Origin of the sequence: Serratia sp. JSRIV006, assembly GCF_019968685.1 — a bacterium.
Lineage (GTDB): Bacteria > Pseudomonadota > Gammaproteobacteria > Enterobacterales > Enterobacteriaceae > Chania > Chania fonticola_B.
Window position 1 is genome coordinate 2,448,616 of the sequence record NZ_CP074137.1, and the last position, 20,437, is coordinate 2,469,052.

15 protein-coding genes are annotated in these 20,437 nt (G+C 53.5%); 5 read left to right on the top strand and 10 right to left on the bottom strand.

All coding sequences use genetic code 11. The annotated features are described in order from the left end of the window. Nucleotides 1-8: 8 nt before the first annotated feature. Together KGP16_RS11250 and KGP16_RS11255 are read right to left on the bottom strand one after the other, a co-directional pair. The gene (locus KGP16_RS11250; RefSeq protein ID WP_218519435.1) at nt 9-1,787 is read right to left on the bottom strand and encodes a GMC family oxidoreductase; all 1,779 of its coding nucleotides are present in this window, start codon (nt 1,785-1,787) and stop codon (nt 9-11) included. Continuing rightward, nucleotides 1,788-2,507 (bottom strand): gluconate 2-dehydrogenase subunit 3 family protein, encoded by a 720-nt coding sequence (locus KGP16_RS11255; protein WP_080670565.1) that lies wholly within the window; start codon nt 2,505-2,507, stop codon nt 1,788-1,790. It lies immediately after the preceding gene. A 359-nt stretch (nt 2,508-2,866) separates the two neighbouring features. Between KGP16_RS11255 and KGP16_RS11260 the strand changes: the two genes are divergently transcribed. Further along, nucleotides 2,867-3,568: a GNAT family N-acetyltransferase gene (locus KGP16_RS11260; protein ID WP_223501341.1), complete on the top strand. Its 702-nt coding sequence runs from the start codon at nt 2,867-2,869 to the stop codon at nt 3,566-3,568. A 41-nt stretch (nt 3,569-3,609) separates the two neighbouring features. On the opposite strand, the gene KGP16_RS11265 is transcribed toward KGP16_RS11260, so the two are convergent. The 4 genes from KGP16_RS11265 to ebgR all read right to left on the bottom strand — a co-directional run bounded on the left by KGP16_RS11265 (nt 3,610) and on the right by ebgR (nt 9,972). Further along, the gene (locus KGP16_RS11265; protein WP_021804679.1) at nt 3,610-5,025 is read right to left on the bottom strand and encodes an amino acid permease; all 1,416 of its coding nucleotides are present in this window, start codon (nt 5,023-5,025) and stop codon (nt 3,610-3,612) included. 90 nt (nt 5,026-5,115) lie between these two features. Next, nucleotides 5,116-5,568: a beta-galactosidase subunit beta gene (locus tag KGP16_RS11270; protein ID WP_223501343.1), complete on the bottom strand. Its 453-nt coding sequence runs from the start codon at nt 5,566-5,568 to the stop codon at nt 5,116-5,118. Between the two features lie 3 nt (nt 5,569-5,571). Next, entirely contained in the window at nt 5,572-8,643 is a 3,072-nt protein-coding gene (ebgA, locus tag KGP16_RS11275; RefSeq protein ID WP_218519432.1) for a beta-galactosidase subunit alpha, read from the bottom strand. Between the two features lie 345 nt (nt 8,644-8,988). Continuing rightward, nucleotides 8,989-9,972: a transcriptional regulator EbgR gene (ebgR, locus tag KGP16_RS11280; RefSeq protein WP_094981836.1), complete on the bottom strand. Its 984-nt coding sequence runs from the start codon at nt 9,970-9,972 to the stop codon at nt 8,989-8,991. A 254-nt stretch (nt 9,973-10,226) separates the two neighbouring features. Between ebgR and KGP16_RS11285 the strand changes: the two genes are divergently transcribed. From KGP16_RS11285 to KGP16_RS11300, 4 genes are all read left to right on the top strand, one after another. Continuing rightward, a complete protein-coding gene (locus KGP16_RS11285; RefSeq protein ID WP_223501345.1) occupies nt 10,227-11,318 on the top strand; it encodes a LacI family DNA-binding transcriptional regulator in 1,092 nt (363 codons plus the stop codon). A gap of 141 nt (nt 11,319-11,459) precedes the next feature. After that, nucleotides 11,460-14,552, top strand: a complete 3,093-nt coding sequence (locus tag KGP16_RS11290) for a beta-galactosidase (RefSeq protein ID WP_223501346.1) — start codon at nt 11,460-11,462, stop codon at nt 14,550-14,552. A 214-nt stretch (nt 14,553-14,766) separates the two neighbouring features. Then, nucleotides 14,767-16,029, top strand: coding sequence for an MFS transporter (locus KGP16_RS11295; RefSeq protein ID WP_021804673.1), 1,263 nt, complete (start codon nt 14,767-14,769; stop codon nt 16,027-16,029). A gap of 23 nt (nt 16,030-16,052) precedes the next feature. Then, nucleotides 16,053-16,661, top strand: a complete 609-nt coding sequence (locus KGP16_RS11300; protein WP_223501528.1) for a maltose acetyltransferase domain-containing protein — start codon at nt 16,053-16,055, stop codon at nt 16,659-16,661. 105 nt (nt 16,662-16,766) lie between these two features. On the opposite strand, the gene purB is transcribed toward KGP16_RS11300, so the two are convergent. From purB to KGP16_RS11320, 4 genes are all read right to left on the bottom strand, one after another. After that, complete coding sequence (gene purB, locus KGP16_RS11305) at nt 16,767-18,137, bottom strand: adenylosuccinate lyase (RefSeq protein WP_223501347.1); 1,371 nt, start codon at nt 18,135-18,137, stop codon at nt 16,767-16,769. A gap of 21 nt (nt 18,138-18,158) precedes the next feature. After that, entirely contained in the window at nt 18,159-18,785 is a 627-nt protein-coding gene (gene hflD / locus KGP16_RS11310) for a high frequency lysogenization protein HflD (protein WP_021804670.1), read from the bottom strand. Nucleotides 18,786-18,787: 2 nt separating this feature from the next. After that, entirely contained in the window at nt 18,788-19,891 is a 1,104-nt protein-coding gene (gene mnmA / locus KGP16_RS11315; RefSeq protein ID WP_021178255.1) for a tRNA 2-thiouridine(34) synthase MnmA, read from the bottom strand. Nucleotides 19,892-19,986: 95 nt separating this feature from the next. Continuing rightward, nucleotides 19,987-20,433, bottom strand: coding sequence for an NUDIX hydrolase (locus KGP16_RS11320; RefSeq protein ID WP_059200581.1), 447 nt, complete (start codon nt 20,431-20,433; stop codon nt 19,987-19,989). Nucleotides 20,434-20,437 lie beyond the last annotated feature (4 nt).

Genomic DNA, 20,437 nt, shown 5'->3' on the forward strand with positions numbered 1-20,437 from the left:
CTTGCGTATCAGGCCTGAACCAACGGGCCGGGGTTGTTCAGATACTGATTACGGATCGCTTCTGCTGAATAATAGGCCAGCGCACCGACGATCCCGGTGGGGTTATAAGCCAGGTTCTGCGGGAAGGCGCAGGCGCCGGTGACAAACACGTTGGGCACGTCCCAGCATTGCAGATACTTGTTCACCACGCTGGTTTTTGGGTTGTCGCCGGTGATTGCCCCGCCGGTAGTGTGGGTGGATTGATACGGGCGCACGTCATAGTGCGAACCGCTGCCCATCACCGAAATCGCCATCTGCTTCGGCTCCATGGCTTTGGCGATGTTCGCCATCTTGCTGGTAATGTGCTGGGTCATTTTGATCTCGTTAGCCTTCCAGTCGAAGGTCATGCGCAGCAGCGGTAGCCCATAGGCATCCTGATAGGTGGGATCGAGATCGAGATAGCAGTCGCGATAGGGCATCACTGAGCCTTCAGAGCCAATGCTCATCGAGTGCTGATAATTATCTTTGATACCTTGTTTCCAGCCACTGCCCCAGGTGGGGGTCCCCGACGGTAACGACATCTGTTGGATCGGGCGGCCACCGGTGCGGGTGGCGGAAATATAGGCGCCGCCGATAAAGCCTAGCGCGCCGTGATCGAAGTTTTCCGAGTTGAGATCGTCGATCACCGTGCCCGCGGCTCCTGCTCCGATAAACGGGTTGAAGTGGGTGTCCTTATCGTAAAACAGCGAAATGCCGCTGTTCATCTGATAGGCGTAGTTCTTGCCGACAACTCCTTCGCCGGTGACGGGGTCATAAGGTTTACCGATGCCGGAGAGCAACAACAGACGCACGTTGTGCAGTTGGAAGGCGCTGAGGATCACCAGATCCGCCGGTTGTTCAATCTGTTGGCCCTGGGCATCGACATAGGTGACGCCGGTGGCCTTTTTGCCACTGCTGTCCAAATTGACCTTGATGACCTGCGACTGAGTGCGCAATTCAAAGTTTTTCCGCTTCATCAGCACCGGCAGAATGGTGGTCTGTGGTGAGGCCTTGGAATACATAAAGCAGCCGAAGCGCTCACAGTAACCGCAGTAGTTACAGGGGCCGAGTTGCACGCCGTAGGGATTGGTATAAGGCTCCGAGCAGTTGGCTGCTGGAATGCTGAACGGGTGATAGCCGAGCGACTCGGCCGCCTTACCAAACAGCGAACCGGAATAGAGCTGCTTGAGGGGTGCAGTGGGATATTCGCTGGTGCGTGGCCCTTCGAACGGGTTGCCGCCTTTGATGATGTTGCCTTGCAGGTTACCGGCCTTGCCTGCGGTGCCACAGACCTTCTCGAACTTATCGAAGTAAGGCTCCAGCTCGGTGTAACTGAGAGGGTAATCCTGCAACAACATGCCTTCGGGCACCCATTTGTCGCCATACTTTTCCGTCACCGTCGTACGCATTTTCAGATCGGCGGGCAGGGCGCGCCAGTGCATGCCGTTCCAGTGGACGCCTGCACCGCCAACGCCGTTGCCGGGCAAAAAGGATCCAAGCTGACGATAAGGCACGGCGAAATCCGCTGGCGTGTGGCGCACGGTGACGGTCTCGTGCGCCATCTCCTGCTCCAGTTTCAGGCGGATGCCATAGGTCAATTCGTCGGCAATCCGTGGATAGGCAAAATCAGGGTAAGTATCGCGCTGCTCACCGCGCTCCAGTGCCAATACGCTCAGGCCGGTTTCGGTCAGTTCCATGCCCATAATGGCACCGGTCCAGCCAAATCCGACAATCACCACGTCTACCGGTGGCTTTTTTATCGTGCTCATTTATGCATTCCTTTTGCTGGAGATACTTACCGGACCAAGGGGATAGGCCTGATTAGGATGATCGACCCAGTCGGTGTAATCCGCCCGCGCACCAGGGAAACCGATCAGTTTCCATGAGGCCATCGACTGGTTACCGCCGTGCTGCGGATCGGCCAGATAACCCTCTTTGGTGTTTTGCAGCAGTTGGCTGAAAAAGGCTTGACCGGGCAGGGCTTCGGAATCCAGCTCACCTTTCTCCAGCGCCGTCAGGATTTGTTCTTGCTGGCTATGTTCCAAGTCTGCAAAGGCTTTCTGGTACTGTTGCTGGCAGTGCGCATTGAGGCCTCGAATGCCAATACGGTAGGTATCACGCGGCGTCAGTTTGGACTGATAACCCAGTTCGGGGGCCGAAGGGACAAACGGCGGGTGCATATACCACAGGCCACCGTGGCCATAAGGCGTTTCCATCTGCTTATCGATAAAAATCGGCACGCCTTCTTCGACGGCACCGGGGCCATTGCTATCGCTGGGGATCAGTCGATCACAAGCCGCCAGCAGGAAGCGCCATTCCTCGTTATTGAAATAAGCGGGAACATAGTGAGAGGAGACACCCGCCGCCGAGGCTGGTGAGGGCGTCATCATCAAAACGCTGGTGCTTCCAGCGGCAGCCAGCGGTATTAGTGCTAGCGTTTTCTTTAGAAAGTTCCGCCGAGGCGGTTCTGGAGAGTGCTGTCGAGACATAATTCCACCTTGAATATGTTTCACAGAAATACCCGCGTGGCCGCAGTCTTGGGCCGTAAAAACGGGCAGAGGGAGTTGCTATTCCATGACCAATAATGATTAGCAAGCTACTGGTATGGTGATTCAAGTTTAAGTCTTGGCAGCTAAAACAAACAATAAAGCATCTGTTTCAAAACATTTTCTTCACATTGTTTTTGATTTAGATCATTTCATTAACAATTTACCTTGACTTATGCCCTTAACAGGCGGTTGGTGATTGGTCTAGTCGCTGGGGTTAATTGGTCTGTATGCTGCGATCTGGCATCGGTATATGCTGTTGCGGAGAACCTACTTTTGCTGCAACCAGACGGAATACTTTTATGGCGATAAATCAATATGGTCAGCCGGTGGGCGAACCCTTGGTGCAATGGCATGCCTTGCCACGGCCGCAGGAGGTGACGCTGACGGGCAAATTTTGCCACCTTGCGATGTTGGACGCCGAGCGGGACTTTGCCGCGCTATTTGCGGCTTACCAGCTTGCGCCAGATGGACGTGACTGGACTTACCTGATGAGGGAGCGGCCTGAAAGCCCGCAGGAACTGCGTGCGCATCTGGAAAACCTGCAGGCCAACCCGACGCTGGTGAATCTGGTGGTGTTCGATTCAGCCACCGATCTGCCCGTCGGTACGGTGGCTTTTATGCGGATTGAAGAGGCCAGCGGCGTGTTGGAAATTGGCCACGTCTGTTGGTCACCGCTGATGAAGCAGCGCTCCTGCGCCACCGAGGCGATTTACCTGATGTTGCGCCACACCTTTGACGAGTTGGGCTATCGCCGTTGTGAATGGAAATGCGATAGCCTGAATGCGCCTTCCAGGCAGGCGGCACTTCGCTTTGGTTTCCACTACGAAGGGCGTTTTATGCAGGCATTGGTCATCAAGGGCCGCAACCGGGATACCGACTGGTTCGCCATGATCGACCAAAACTGGCCCCAGATGCGTAGTGCGTTCGAAGGTTGGCTGGCTGACGAAAATTTTGGCTCCGATGGCCAGCAGATACAGCGTTTGCAGGCGTTTATGCCTTGATATGTAGGGGGCGAACATGTGCATGTTCGCCCCTATGTAGCTTACTGTTCGCTCAGCGCCGCTTTATTTCTTACCTGTTTAGCCTCGAAGCGTGAAATCCACCACCAGGCCAGTGCCGAGAATACCGCGGTCATACAGACGTTGATAAAGAAGGCTTTCATCAGATCGACCCCCGGCGGGAATGCCGACGCCGTCATGCTGACCACAAAGATGGTGATCAGCACCGAAACCACGCTCATGCCAAACTTGCGCGATCCCATGCGGAACTCGCGCGGCGTATCGTCATGCTTCCAGCGGAACACGAAGTAGGCCACCATGATAAAGATCGGCGGCAGCATCGCCGTACCCGCCGTCAGGTTGATCGCGGTGTTCATCATCTGCTGTACCGATTCGGAACCAAAGCCGTTAACCACCAACATCACGAACACGAAGGCAAATTGCCACCATGCAGCACGAACCGGAACGCCATGCTTGTTCAGTTCGGTGGTTTTCTGGCCGTAAACGCCTTTCGGGATCTCAGAGAAGTGGATCTTCACCGGCGCAGAGGTCCACATCATCATCGAACCAAAAATGGCGATGAACAGTACGATGCCCACCAGGCGGCCTACCAGCGTTTCTGAAATGCCGAAGTACTTGGCCATCCCGGTGAATATTTCCACCATGCCGCCCGCGTAGGTCAGGTTTTCACGCGCGACAAACACGTTAACCAGCAGGGAACCGACGGCATACATCCCGCCGATAACCGCACCGGCAATGATAATCACCTTGATAAACGACTTCTGGCCCCCTTTGACGTCATTGAGGTAGGCCGCCGCCGTTTCCGCACCGCCAGCCGCCTGGAAGATCCAGCACATGATACCCAACGTTGCCCAGTTCACCGTCGGCGTCATCGCCTCCAGCGTGATCGGTTGCGCCGGGACGTGATCGCCGCTCAGCGCCATTAGTGCGCCCAACACGTAAATCGCAAACAGGGCGAATACCCCATAGGCGACGACTTCGGCAATCTTGCCCAGCCAACTGGCCCCCTTGGTGGAAATATGGGTGGTGGCGGCAAACAGGACGATCGAGATAATCGATACCATCACCGGGGAAAAGGCGTATTCGCGGCCCATAATGGCGTACGACGCATAGGCAATCACGTTAGGCAGCAGTGATACAAACCAGAACAGGTTGACGAACCAATACAGGAACGACCCCATATAGGCTGCTCGGGTGCCCAGAGGCTGTTTTAGCCAATCGTACATTCCCGACTCCGAGTTCTTATTGGCGGACACAAACTCCGCGATAATAAACACAAAGGGAATGAAGTAGACCAGGGTTGCAAACAAAAATACCGGGGCTGAACTCAAGCCCAGTTCAATGTTGTTGTTGACGATATTGCGTACGTTGAACACCGCCGCAAAGGTCATCGACAACAGGGCAAACTTGCCAATCGTGCCACGTAAAGAATCGGACATAGCGTCCTCCGATGAACGACATCAATGATGAACTCAATCTGGATTGAGCGGGAGTGATTTCCCGCCCGCTTCGTTTCATAGCCAGCAGGATCACTTGTTCAACATGTAGCCATCCTCAATGGTGACCCGCAGCACCACTTTTCTTACCCGGTTATCGCCGTGGAAACGGTAGGCTTCCTGATTATCAAAAATTGCCAGTTGCCCGGCACGTAATTCACAGGTTTGCCCGGTGCCTTGCAGGTATTCGCGGTCGGTTTCATCGCGGTAGGCCTCAACGGGGGAGAGGGCGGACTTCTGCGCGAACTCTACCGTTTCGCCGCCCTTGAGGTAGTAATGAATGGTGAAATAGCGACGATTGCCTTCAAAGGTCGAGCGATTGCGGGTGACGCCGTCTTCAATCATATAGACCAGCGTATCGCCAATGGAGTGCATCACGCCGTCTTTGATATTGGCAATGTTGTCAATGGCTTCCACACAACGGTTCCATTTACGGCCGTCACGGTAAACCACTTTGAATTGCTCCAGGTTGTCTAATACGTGCATGGATCAGGCCTCGTTGGTGGTTGGAGTGAAGAAGTCGTTGGCAAAGTCATGGTTGGCCAGCGCCTGGGCGCTGACGTCACCGGCTTGCAGTGGCATCAGGGTCAGGCCATAGCGGAAGGGCGCCATGTAAACTCGGTAGGAGTCGAGGACTTCGCTGCCCCAGGAGTTGGAACCCAGGCCCATCACCTGGTGGTCAAGGTTGAGGGTGATATAACCGCTCGGTTGCAGCTCATTGGTGTGCTGCGACTGATGCAGGTTCTGGCTGGTGTACTGCCAGGCGCTGAAGTTGATCGGTTGCTGCGGTTTGACCAGCAGGCCGGTACCGTGGCGATTGGTGAGCGCGGCCCAGCGCACATGCTGGCGGTTACCGTTGTTTTGTGGGAACGGATAGTGTTCAAACATCTCGGCCACCGTAGTCTGGTAGATATCGATCAGGTTGGCCTGCTGGCTGTCCTGATAGTTTTCTTCCGGGCCGCGACCATAGTAGTTCACCCGTTCAAAGCCGCCGTTAATGCCGACATCCAGCCCGATGGCCGGGATCACGTACGGGTAATCGCCATAACGCTCGCCGCTGAGTTCCACGTTGAGCTGGCCTTCGGCATTGATCTGGTAGCGGTAGCAACAGCGCATGCCGAAGTCGAAGACCGGCGGGGCGATGATGCTGGTGACGGTAATTTCAACGCGGCTATCGGCCTGAACGACGTCCAATGTACGGAAGTGCTCTTGCATGATTTGCAGATGAGCGGGTTCCCACAGGCCCTGATACTCCTGTTTATGGTTATCGATCATCGGTTTGAAGAAGCTTAACGTCGGAGCAGAGGCGATGATTTCTTCCCCGTTGCTCATCCAGGAGGTCAGCTTGCCGTTCACCTTGGAGAAGGTCAGCGTAAAGTCCTGGCCGCTGATGCTGTACGCCAGGCGGCTTTCTGCTACCCGTAGTGGCAGGGCATTGAGGTTGGTATAGGCTTCTGCCTGTGCCGTGTTCTCTTTGAGCTGGAACTGGTACACCGCGATGTCGTGATTGGCCGGGCTGTACAGCGTGCTGGAGTTCTTGCGCACGGTGAAGTTCACAAAGGCTTCGCGCTCATCCAGCTCAGGCAGCTCAAGGCGGATCTCCCGTGAAGAGTTGGCCGCCAGATCTTTCAGCCGCAGGGACCGCGTTGCCAGCGTTTCCCCTTCTGCGCGGATCTCGGCGGTGAGAGTGTAGTCATCCAGATTGGTAAACCACAGTTTGTTCTCAACCAGGAAGGTGCCAAGGCGAGCCTCAAGCGCGCGGATCTTGACTGGCGCAATAACCTGCTTGTACTCCCTCAGGCCCGGCCCAGGCGTTTGATCCGGGAAGATCAACCCGTCCATGCAGAAGTTGTAGTTGTTCGGATAGTCGCCGAAGTCGCCACCGTATTTGTAAAACGCCTGGCCTTGCTCATCGTGCGCCAGAATGCCGTGATCGCACCACTCCCAAACGTAGTGGCCCTGAATATGATCGTGCTGGTAAAACACGTTCTGATATTCCGTCAGGCCGCCGGGGCCATTGCCCATGGCGTGAGCGTATTCACAGATGATGCGAGGCTTGGCGTGTGGGTGTTCACCAAACTCGTTCATCAACGGCGCGCGGGTATACATGGTGGAGATGATATCCACCACCTCGGCGTCGCGGTCTTCCTCGTAGTGCACCAGGCGGGTATCGTCAATGGCCTTGGTGGCGTGGTACATCGCGTGGATGTTGCAACCGTAGCCGGACTCATTGCCCAACGACCACATCACGATCGACGGATGGTTCTTTTGCGCGTGAACGTGACGCACAATGCGATCGACGAACACCGTTTCCCAGGCCGGATCGTTGGTGATGCGGCTCAGGTCGCCCACGTTGGCAAAGCCGTGGGTTTCGACGTCGGTTTCGGCCATGACGAACAGCCCGTAAATGTCGCACAGTTCATAAAAGCGCGGGTCGTTAGGGTAATGGGCGGTACGTACCGAGTTGATATTGTGCTGTTTCATCAGGATCAGATCTTTTTCGACGCGATCCATGCCTACCGCACGGCCTTTCAGATGGTCGTTATCATGGCGGTTGACGCCGTGCAGCATCACATACTGGTTGTTGATGTAGAACAGTCCATCACGCACCTTGATATCACGGAACCCGACGCGTTGAGGTATCACCTCCAGCACGGTGCCGTTTTGGTCTTTAAGCGTGATAAACAGCTGATAGAGGTAAGGGTTTTCCGCTGACCACTGGATTGGATTTGCCAGATTGATAGCAAAATGGGTCTGGGTTTGTGCGCCGAGACTCTGCTGTACCAGCAGGTTATCGTTATCAAACAGGGCATATTCAATCACGTAGTCCGCTAGCGGTGTCCCCGATAGGTTTTCGATCTCCAGTTCGCAAGACAGGGTCGCGCTTTGGTAGTCGGCGGCAAAATCGGTGCGAACGGTCAGATCCTGCACGTGAACCGGCTCTTTCCCCACCAGATAGACATCGCGGAAGATGCCAGCTGTCCACCACATATCCTGATCTTCAATGTAGGTCGAGTCCGCCCACTGCATGACGCGCACGGCCAGCAGGTTTTCCCCTGAGTGCACGTAACCGGAGATATCAAATTCGGCGGTCAGGCGGCTGCCCTTGCTGAAGCCCACATACTGGCCGTTGACGTACACTTCAAAATAGGTCTCAACACCGTCAAATTTGATGATGGTCTGCTTTCCGTTCCACTGTTCGCTCAGCGTAAAACTACGTTGGTAAGCACCGGTTGGGTTGTCTGTGGGGACGAAAGGCACATCGATCGGGAAGGGGAAGCCTTCGTCGGTATATTGCAGAATGCCATGGCCTTCCATTTGCCACATGCTGGGCACCGTGATCTGGCCCCAGTCAGTCATCCTTTGTGAATAAAAATCTTCGGGCACCAGCAACGGATTGGTGAAGTAGTTAAAGCTCCATTGGCCGCTGAGCGCTATAAAGTGGCTGCTGAGGGCGCGCTGAAAGGTTTGGGCACGCTTGAGTGAGTCATATGAGAAGAAGTAGGCGCGGGGCGCCATTCGGTTCTCATGCAGGTGTTGAAAGTTTTCCCAATTATTCACGTCATCTCTCCTGGTCTGAATGCTGTAGGCCGCAGTCTTGGCATGGAATGCGTCAATGCTTGGAATGATTTTAGTAAAACATTTACTAAAACATAGCCGATAATTTGTTTTGCTTTAACTCGATCACGCTTTATGTTCATTGCGCTGGTGGATCTGTGATCGGGTTAAAGAAATGGCTGATTGTTGTGGTAGGCGGAGAGAAGTGGCATAAATTGGTGGGTTTTGAGGTAAAAAAGCCCGTAATTATTAGTGTTTTTTACTAATAACAGGGCGTTTGGATGCGGGATTGGTGCTTTAACGGGCGCAGCATGCGGCGCCCCAACATGGTGAGACTTGAGCGGTCAGTTACTTGGTGGTTTCACGCAGCTTTAACTTGCTTGGCACGTAGACCTGCAGCGGCAGGGCGCGGCCATCACGGAACTTCTCCAGCAGCAGGTTGACCCCTTGGATCCCCATCATTTCCGAGTGGATACGCACGGTAGAAAGCGGTGGGAAGGTAAAACGCGCGGTCGGGATATCGTTCACGCTGATCAGGGCGATGTCCTGTGGGATTTTCAACCCCAACTCATGAATGCTGCGCAGCACCCCAATGGCAATGGAGTCTGAGGCGACAAACAGCGCGGTAGGATAATCCGCGGTAGCCAGCATTTTTTTCGCCAACTCATAACCAGAGGCGCTAGAGAAGTCACCACGATAGATATCTTGCTCACGGACCACGCCTTTCAGCCGCCCATATTCTACAAAGGCCGCTTCGCGGATATCCGCTTTATTCGGCTCATCGGCTCCGCCGATAAAACCGATGCGTTTGGCCCCGTGCTCAATAAAGAAGTCGATAATCTCTTTGCTGATCCTTGCCAGATCGATATCCACCGAGTCGTATTCGGAACCGGGCTCATTAAAATCAATAAAGCAGATGTTGTCGGTTAACGCCGCTGCCTTACGCAGGGTCTCAGGCGTGGGTTTGCTGACGATCAGTACGCCGGTGATCTTCTTCAGGTCCGGTAGCTGGTTATTTTTATAGCAGTTAGTGAGTTCAATCCCCAGCCTCTCGCACTGGGTTTCGATGCCGTGGCGAATGGAAAGGTAATAAGGATCGTTGATTTCCATCTCTTGCTTATAGCTGTATAGCGCCAGCACGTGGTGCTGTACCACCGCGTTAGTCAGATGCTTTTTGGCACTGCTGGTCTTGTATTCCAGCTTTTCGGCAATTTCCAGAATGCGATGCTTGGTCTCTTCTTTGACGTTGAGCGTGGGATCGTCATTCAAAACCCGGGAGACCGTCGCTAATGAAACTCCTGCTTCGGCCGCGATATCTTTCAGCGTTGCCATATCTATCCTTATCTCACAGCCTGAACGGCAAACTTCGTTATCTGGCATTGTAAGTGATGTCGGCGAACTTTCATCAGTTTTTAGTAAAAAATAAGGGTTGTGTGATTTACGGGTTCAGTCTTTAAGGGCCGAAGGCCTGAAATCAATACCTTCAGGTCGTACTGTCAATAATACCTGGTTGGATAGCTTTTTAAACTGCTATGATTGATACTCATTAGCTTGATTTCTTTGCATTAATCGACGCGAGAAACCGTATGAAGCCTAAATCTGTCACGCTGAATGACGTCGCCGAGTATTCTGGAGTGTCGTACCAAACCGTGTCGCGGGTATTAAATCGTGCTGAACACGTTTCGGATAAAACCCGCGCGAAGGTTGAGCAGGCCATGGCTGCGCTGAATTACGTACCAAACCGTGTCGCGCAGCAACTTGCAGGCAAACAGAGTTTTACGCTGGGGCTGGCGACTACAGAACTAGCTCTGCACGCACCTTCTCAAATCGCGTCGGCAATTAAAACGCAGGCAAACCAGATGGGATTTAACGTGGTGATTTCCATGGTGGAAGATCTTAGCGTTCATGCCTGTCGCACTGCGATAAATGAGCTGTTGTCGCAAAGGGTAGATGGATTGCTGATTAATGTTTCGCTCTGCGCTGAAGATGCTCACGCAATTGAACAAGTTTGTAGCGAGGTGCCTACGCTGTTTTTGGACGTCGACCCTGATTCTGATGTCTCCAGCATTCTGTTTGATCCCTATGAGGGGGCTCGTCAAGGGGTAGAACATGTCGTTGCTCTTGGGCATCGTGATATAGCACTGATTACCGGGCCGCTGGTCTCGATTTCGGCGCGTTTGCGCTATCAGGGGTGGCTGACGACCTTAGCAGAGCATCAGCTGAAACCTTGTTCGGTGCTCCATGGCGATTGGAGTGCGGCTTCCGGTTATCAGCTTGCCGGGCAGATCCTGAGCTTGCCAAAACACCCTACGGCGATATTGGTTGCTAACGATCAAATGGCGTTAGGGGTGCTGCGCGCGCTGCAGGAGTATGGGTTGCACATTCCAGCGCAAATGTCGGTAGTGGGGTACGATGATACTGAAGACAGTGCTTATTATTACCCACCGCTGACCACCATTAAGCAGGACTTTCGGATGTTGGGGCAGGAAAGCGTTAAACGCCTGGTTCAGTGTCTGGAAGATCGACATGTGCCTCATGCCGGTTCTTTGCGTCTGACGACTAGTCTGGTGCAAAGGCATACAACGGCGGCTATAAATCAGGATAAGGTATCGCTGCACACTTTATCTCAGGAGTTGCTGCGTATCGCACGTCAAATCTCCGCGCTTGAGGGCAAATAGCCGCTAACGTCAGGGATCGGTTGCGATCCCTGAGCTTAATTTGTGACCGACCTCGCTTTCCCAAGTATATTTGCTTTACACCCCTACGCGCATTGTTCATTTTATTGTTAATTGTGAGCGTATAACATTTAGAGGGGAAGCATGAACTCATCTCAAACAGGGAAATCACTCAGCGCTGTTTTATCTCGTCGAGACTGGGAAAATCCTGCCTGTACGCAATACCGTCGCCTACCCGCGCATCCGCCATTTCAAAGTTGGCGCAATGAGCAAGATGCAAGAGAAGATAGGGCTTCAGCGCAGTCTGCTTCGTTAAATGGCACCTGGAAGTTTAGCTATTTTAGTCAGCCAGAACGAGTGCCGGAGACCTGGCTACAGAGCGACCTGGACAACGCTGATGAAATACAGGTGCCGTCAAACTGGCAATTGGCTGGCTACGATGCACCGATTTACACCAACGTTACCTATCCGATCCCGGTTAATCCGCCTTTCGTCCCGGCAGAAAACCCCACAGGATGTTATTCGCTCACATTTAATGTCGATGAGGGGTGGTTAGCACAGGGACAAACCCGAATTATTTTCGACGGTGTCAATTCTGCGTTTTATCTGTGGTGCAATGGTCAGTGGGTTGGCTATTCACAAGACAGCCGTTTACCTGCCGAATTCGATCTCAGCGACGTTTTGGTTGCAGGAGAAAACCGGCTGGCGGTGATGGTATTACGCTGGTGCGACGGCAGTTATCTGGAAGATCAGGATATGTGGCGCATGAGCGGGATTTTCCGCGATGTTAGCCTATTGCATAAACCCGCCACTCACCTGAGCGATATCTCTATCACTACGCCATTAAGTGACAGTTTCCGCCGAGGGGAAGTGGTAGTAGAGGTGCGAGCTCATCAGCCACAACAACACCAGGTGCAGGTGCAACTGTGGCGTGAAGATGCCCTGATCGGCGAAAAAACTCAGGCCTTCGGCAGCGAGATAATCGATGAGCGCGGCGCCTATGATGAGCGTACGACTCTGCGCCTGCCGGTGGAACAACCCGCCTTGTGGAGTGCAGAGGCCCCGGCACTGTATCGCGCAGTGGTCAAATTGCTCTCCCCATCAGGTGAATTGGTGGAGGCTGAAGCCTATGATGTGGGTTTCCGCCAGGTTGAAATCAGCAACGGCTTACTGAAGCTTAACGGACAACCGCTATTGATACGTGGCACCAACCGCCATGAGCACCATCCTGAGCAGGGGCAGGTCATGGATGAAGCCACTATGCGTCAGGATATCCTGCTGATGAAGCAGCATAATTTTAATGCCGTGCGCTGTTCCCATTATCCGAACCACCCGCTGTGGTACAAGCTGTGCGATCGCTACGGCCTGTACGTCGTGGATGAGGCGAACATTGAAACGCATGGCATGCAGCCTATGAACCGGCTGTCGAACGATCCGCTCTGGCTGCCTGCCATGAGCGAGCGTGTTACGCGCATGGTACAACGCGATCGCAACCATGCCTGCATCATCATCTGGTCTCTGGGCAACGAGTCCGGCCACGGCAGCAACCATGATGCGCTGTATCGCTGGGTGAAAAGCCAGGATCCTACTCGTCCGGTGCAGTATGAAGGCGGCGGTGCCAATTCGGCGGCAACGGATATTGTGTGCCCCATGTATGCCCGTGTCGACCAGGATCAGCCTTTCCCGGTAGTACCCAAATGGTCGATCAAGAAGTGGATCGGCATGCCCGATGAAAACCGCCCACTGATCCTGTGTGAGTATGCTCATGCGATGGGCAACAGCTTTGGTGGCTTTGATCGCTACTGGCAGGCTTTTCGTAAACATCCGCGACTCCAGGGGGGCTTTGTTTGGGACTGGGTCGATCAGGCACTGAATCGCACAGATGACAGCGGCCAAACCTATTGGGCCTACGGCGGCGACTTCGGTGATACGCCTAACGACCGCCAATTTTGTCTGAACGGGCTGGTATTCCCCGATCGCAGCCCGCACCCGGCACTGTTTGAAGCGCAGCGTGCCCAGCAGTTTTTCCAGTTCCAACTGCTCGAACAGCAGCCGTTAACGATTGAAGTGAACAGTGAGTATTTATTCCGTACCAGCGATAACGAGCGGCTTTATTGGAATGTAGCCTTGGACGGGAAAGCTATCGCACAGGGAGAGGCTGAACTGTCATTAGCGGCGCAGGGGACACAGAAAATCGTATTGGGTGATATTCCCGAACTGAAAGAGAGCGGTGAACTGTGGTTGAACGTGGAGGTTCGCCAAATTAAGGCAACGGCATGGTCTGAAGAGCATCATCGTTGTGCCTGGGACCAGTGGCGTTTACCTCGACCATTAACCTTACCAATCGATCACAATGACGTTCAGGCGCAGTCACCTCGGTTAAACGAGCATAATGACGCTTTCAGCATTGAGTGGGGTACACAGCGCTGGCAGTTCAATCGGCAAACTGGTTTGCTTGAGCAGTGGTGGCAGGATGAAAACGCCGCTCTGTTGACGCCGTTACGCGACAACTTTACCCGAGCACCGCTTGATAATGACATTGGTGTGAGCGATGCCGCTCACATCGATCCTAATGCATGGGTAGAACGTTGGAAGAGAGCGGGTATGTACGCGCTAGAAACGCGCTTACTGCAATGTGAAGCCGATTCGATTTCACAAGGCGTGCAGATCCGCACGGCCCATGCTTATGCTTACCAAAACAGCATCATGTTCATCAGCCGCAAGACCTATTTGATCGACTGCCAGGGTAAACTGCAGATTGATGTCAATGTTGATGTAGCCTACGGAATTCCAGCACCGGCGCGGATTGGCTTGAGCTGCCAGTTGGCGGAGGTTGCCGAACACGCAACGTGGCTGGGGTTAGGCCCACACGAAAACTACCCTGACCGCCAGCTTTCCGCTCAGCTTGGGCGGTGGACGTTACCGCTTTCTGAGCTACAGACGCCATACATTTTCCCTACGGAGAATGGATTGCGTTGCAATACTCGCCAACTGAAATTTGGTCGTTGGCGGTGGCAGGGGGATTTCCACTTTGGCCTCAGCCAATATAGTCAGCAACAATTAGCGGATACCTCGCATAACCATTTGTTGCGCCCGGAGCAGGGGGTTTGGGTCAATATAGATGGTTTCCACATGGGGGTCGGCGGCGATGATTCATGGAGCCCGAGTGTGAGCCCGGATTTTATCCTGGATGCTGAGCACTATAACTATAAGCTGGTTTGGCAGTACGGTGAATAATACTTATTTATCATGGGATGGATTCTTGGTCGCACTTGTTTACTCCAGTCACAGGGTTATCTATGTGACTGGGGTAGTGGGTTTAGCTCATCCCTGCAACCTGACTTTTTATAATACAGAAAAACATCCATCATCCTACCTGATGAATATATAAATAATATCGCGTACCTGAGTATGGACTCAAACGCGCTTGGGTTTTGCACAAGGAGTTCGCATGTACTATTTAAAAAATACCAACTTCTGGATGTTTGGGCTGTTTTTCTTCTTCTATTTCTTCATCATGGGGGCCTACTTCCCATTCTTCCCTATCTGGTTGCATGACATCAATCAGGTCAGTAAAAGCGATACCGGCATTATCTTTGCCAGCATATCCTTCTTCTCATTACTGTTTCAGCCGATATTTGGCCTGCTGTCAGATAAACTGGGGTTAAGAAAACACTTGCTGTGGATAATCACGGGGATGCTGATATTATTCGCACCGTTCTTTATCTATGTTTTCGGCCCGCTATTACGCACTAATATTGTCTTGGGTTCCATTGCTGGCGGGATTTACCTTGGTTTTATTTATAACGGGGGTGCGCCAGCCATTGAGGCGTATATTGAGAAGGTAAGCCGCCGCAGCTCGTTTGAATTTGGCCGAGCACGCTTATTTGGCTGTGTGGGCTGGGCTTTGTGTGCCTCGGTGGTCGGCATTATGTTCACCATCAACAACGAGTTTGTATTCTGGCTCGGTTCTGGCTGTGCCGTGATACTGGCGATCCTGTTACTTATCGCTAAACCTGAGGCAGGCAGTACCGCCCAGGTTGCTGACAAATTGGGGGCTAACAGTAAGCCGTTTAATTTGCGCTTGGCGTTCGAATTACTGAAAGACTCTAAACTTTGGTTTTTAGCCCTGTATGTGGTGGGCGTTTCCTGTACCTATGATGTGTTTGATCAGCAATTCGCCAACTTCTTCACCTCGTTCTTCTCATCAAGCGAACAAGGTACGCGTGTTTTTGGTTATGTCACCACCATGGGAGAGTTACTGAATGCGTCAATCATGTTCTTTGCCCCGCTCATTGTTAACCGCATCGGTGGGAAGAATGCGCTGTTGCTCGCGGGGCTCATCATGTCGATACGTATTATCGGATCTTCATTTGCGTCTACACCGGTAGAAGTGGTTATTCTGAAAACCTTGCATATGTTTGAAATTCCGTTCCTGATCGTTGGCTGTTTTAAATATATCACTTCGGTATTTGAGGTGCGCTTCTCTGCCACTATTTATCTGGTTTGTTTCTGTTTCTTTAAACAATTAGCGATTATGTTCATGTCGGTCTTTGCCGGGAATATGTATGAAAAAGTCGGTTTCCACGGAACCTACCTTATTCTGGGGCTTATTGCGCTATCGTTTACTCTGATATCAGTCTTCACTTTGTCGGGACGTGGGCCGCTGTCAGCGTTTAAACCTGAACCAGAAGCCGTAAGGAATATGGCATAGTCAACGACAAGGATAATACGATGATGACGCAACGGGAAAAGTTAGCCAGTGGGTGTTTATACACTGATATGGATGAAGGTATGGCAGAAGAGCGCCTGCGCGGAAAAGAATTGGTTTATGACTTTAATCATACGCGGCCTTCAGAGCAAAAAAAACGTGAAGCGCTGATCCGTCAACTGATGGGGAGCGTCGGCAAGAACGTTTGGATTGAGCCGCCACTGCATGTTGCTTATGGTAGCCAGATCGCTATTGGTGAAAACTTTTACGCCAACTTTAATCTGGTAGTGGTGGATGACGGTAAGGTGCTGATTGGCGACAACGTGATGATTGCGCCGAATGTCACGATATCTACCACGGGGCACCCAGTGGATCCTGCGGTGCGTATTACCAGCCAGCAGTTTTCTTTGCCCGTCACCATTGAAGATAATGTCTGGATTGGTAGTGGGGTCATCATTAACCCTGGTATTACCATCGGTCGTAACAGCGTTATTGGTGCAGGGAGCGTGGTGACCAAGGATGTGCCTGCAGACGTGGTCGCTGCGGGCGTTCCCTGCCGTGTACTAAGACCCATCGGTGAGCACGATCGAGTTTTCTACCATAAAGGGCGGCGTTTCACAGATAGCTCACTATAAACGGCAGGGCTTGTTATTTCATAGGGGGGCAGATTCAGCTCGGTTAAAGTTAACCCGCCCTTGGGCGGGTAACTAAAGAGCCTCTCAAGCTGCAAGGGAAGGCGCTTACTTCAGCTCGTCAACCATGGTGGTGGCGCGGCCAATGTAGTTAGCTGGCGTCATGGCTTTCAGGCGGGTTTTCTCGTCTTCCGGCAGTTCCAGGCTATCGATAAAGGTTTGCATACCGGCTGCATCTACGCGCTTGCCACGGGTCAGCTCTTTCAGCTTCTCGTACGGCTTTTCGATACCGTAACGGCGCATCACGGTCTGGATCGGCTCGGCCAGCACTTCCCAGTTGTGATCCAGTTCGTCCAGCAGGTGTGCGCGGTTCACTTCCAGCTTGCTGATGCCTTTCATGGTGGCCTGATAGGCAATCAGCGCATAGCCCAGGCCCACGCCCAGGTTACGCAGCACGGTGGAGTCCGTCAGGTCACGCTGCCAGCGGGAAACCGGCAGTTTGCTAGCCAGATGGCCCAGTACCGCGTTAGCCAGGCCCAGGTTGCCTTCGGAGTTCTCGAAGTCGATCGGGTTAACCTTGTGCGGCATGGTGGAAGAACCGATCTCACCGGCAATGGTTTTTTGCTTGAAGTGGTTCAGGGCGATGTAACCCCAGATATCACGGTCGAAGTCGATCAGGATGGTGTTGAAACGTGCCACGCAGTCGAACAACTCGGCGATATAGTCATGCGGCTCGATCTGCGTGGTGTACGGGTTCCAGGTCACTCCCAGCGAGGTGACAAACTCTTCGCTGAAACGGTGCCAGTCCACTTCCGGATAGGCCACGATGTGGGCATTGTAGTTACCTACTGCGCCGTTGATTTTACCGAGGATCTCAACGCGCTCTAACTGGCGATATTGACGCTCCATCCGGTAGGACACGTTGGCAAACTCTTTACCCACGGTAGACGGGGTAGCGGGTTGGCCATGGGTACGTGACAGCAGCGGAATATCACGATATTCCAGCGCCAGCCCTTTGATGGATTCGATGATTTTGCGCCAGTGCGGCAACACCACATCCTGACGCGCAGTGTGCAGCATCAACGCATGGGACAGGTTGTTGATGTCTTCAGAAGTACAGGCGAAGTGGATAAACTCAGACACGGCGTGCAGAGCAGGTACTGATTCCACTTTTTCTTTCAGGAAGTATTCCACCGCTTTAACGTCGTGGTTGGTGGTGCGCTCGATGGTCTTGATGCGCTGGGCGTCTTCTTCACTGAATTCTGCGACGATCTTATCAAGGTAAGCGTTTGCGTCGGCGTCAAAAGCGGGAACTTCTTTGATCTCTGCGCAAGCGGCCAGTTTTTGCAGCCAACGTACTTCAACCTGCACGCGGAATTTCAGCAAGCCATACTCGCTGAAAATGGTGCGCAGTGCGCTGACTTTATCACCGTAGCGTCCATCAATGGGGGAAACGGCGGTCAGTGAGGATAATTCCATCGGTAGCAACTCCTGGGAAGTTTAACAATGAGCAACGATATTTTGCGCCTGCTTGAGCAGACGATTACGGGAAAACATTAACTGCAGGCGGCTACCGCCAACCTGCTGCCACAGCACGGCGGCACGGATACCGGCGAGCAGGGTGGCACGAACCTTGGCCTGCACCTGCGGATTTTGCAGGATGGCGGGTGAACCTGTTACCTGGATGCGCGGCCCCAATGGTGCCACAACATCGACATAGATACCGGCCAGGGCGCTGATGATGGTATCTGAACCCAGTTCATAATGCGCCAACTGACGCTCCAACTGGCTCAACCGCTCGCCGAGCGTATTCATCGCCGTTTTGTTGGCGTTCAGCTTGCGCTCCAGCACCATCAGGCTGATGGTGTAGCGGGTCAGCTCGGCGGCCGGGCCTTTGTTATTGGCGTTGAGTACGCCAATCAAGGTTTCCAGCCCCATCTTCAGGTTACGCTCTTCGCCGCCGAACACCGCCAGGGTAGAAGGGGGATCCATCTGCAACAGGCTGTTGAGTGAGGTATGGAAGGCTTCGCCATCCATTTGCCCTTCGTGCGCCAACTGCTGTACCAGACGGGCCGCTTGGCTAATCCCGGCCATGGCCAGCGTGATGTCGTAATAATTCTTCGCCACGGTTACTCCTGTATACGCTGTTCAATAATGCCGCCGCCCAGGCAGATATCGCCCTGATAGAACACGGCGGACTGGCCTGGGGTGACGGCTGCGACCGGCTCGTCGAAGCGAACTTCGATGCGCTCGGCGTCTAGCGGCGTCACGGTGCAGGGAATATCCTGCTGGCGATAACGGGTTTTAACCGTACAGCGCAGAGGTTGTGTCAACGGCAGGCGATCCACCCAATGCAACTGCTGGGCGATCAGGCCGATAGACATCAGGCGCGGATGTTCGTGGCCTTGAGCGACCACCAGAATATTGTTGGCGACGTCTTTATCCACTACGTACCACGGATCTTCGCTGCTGTCTTTCATACCGCCTATGCCCAAGCCTTTGCGTTGGCCGAGGGTGTGGTACATCAAGCCCTGGTGCTCGCCGATGGTTTGGCCGTCGACGCTAACAATCGGGCCAGGTTGTGCTGGCAGATAGCGGCCCAGGAAGTCGCGGAATTTACGTTCGCCGATAAAGCAGATGCCGGTAGAGTCTTTTTTCTTGGCGGTAACCAGTTCCAGTTGCTCCGCAATGCGGCGGACCTCTGGCTTTTCCAACTCACCGACCGGGAACAGGCTTTGCGCGACCTGCTCGTGGCTCAGGGTATACAGGAAATAGCTCTGGTCTTTGTTACCGTCGACGCCGCGCAACAGGCGGCTTTTGCCGTCCACGTCCTGGCGGCGGACATAGTGACCGGTAGCGATAAAATCCGCCCCCAGATCTTCAGCCGCAAACTCCAGGAACGCTTTGAATTTGATTTCTTTATTGCACAGGATATCCGGGTTAGGGGTACGGCCCGCCTTGTACTCTTCAAGGAACAGCTCGAACACGTTGTCCCAGTACTCCGCCGCGAAGTTCACCGTATGCAGCTCGATGCCCAGCTTGTCGCAGACGGCTTGTGCATCGGCCAAATCGGTGGCGGCCGAGCAGTATTCCTCGTCGTCGTCTTCTTCCCAGTTCTTCATGAACAACCCAGCGACCTGATAGCCCTGTTGTTGTAACAGATAGGCGGTAACGGAAGAGTCGACGCCGCCGGACATTCCGACGATCACTTTTTTCTGGCTGTTGTCTGACATGGGGATCTCACGAACTTGAACACGTACTGTGCGATAAAAAACAAGCGCAGGATTTTACCACGTTGGCCGCCTGCGCGCACGGCCCTTATTTGCCGTTAAAGCGGCCAGTTAAAGCTGGCAACCAGCGACAACGGGTAGCGTTCCGGCTGCTGATAACAACGGATCGTCTCGGCCACCAGCGGTGAACGCAGGTTTTCAGCCTCCAGGATCTGCTCGGCGGTCAGCCACAGGCAGCAGTCTATATCATCGTCTTGCGGCTCGGTGGGCAGCGGCTGCTCCAGCTCAATCACAAAGCAGAAGCGCAGAAACGGCGTGCGGTCTGGCGCGATCCACTGATGCATCCGCAGAAAAGACTGCGGCTTGGCACGGATGCCGGTTTCTTCCCACAGTTCGCGCTCGGCGGCCTGGACCAGCGTTTCATCCGCTTCGAGATGGCCGGCTGGTTGATTCCACAGGGCTTTACCGTTGATGGTTTCTTCGACCACCAAAAATTTACCGGCGGCATGAATCACGCAGGCAACGGTGACGTGCGGCTTAAACATGGCG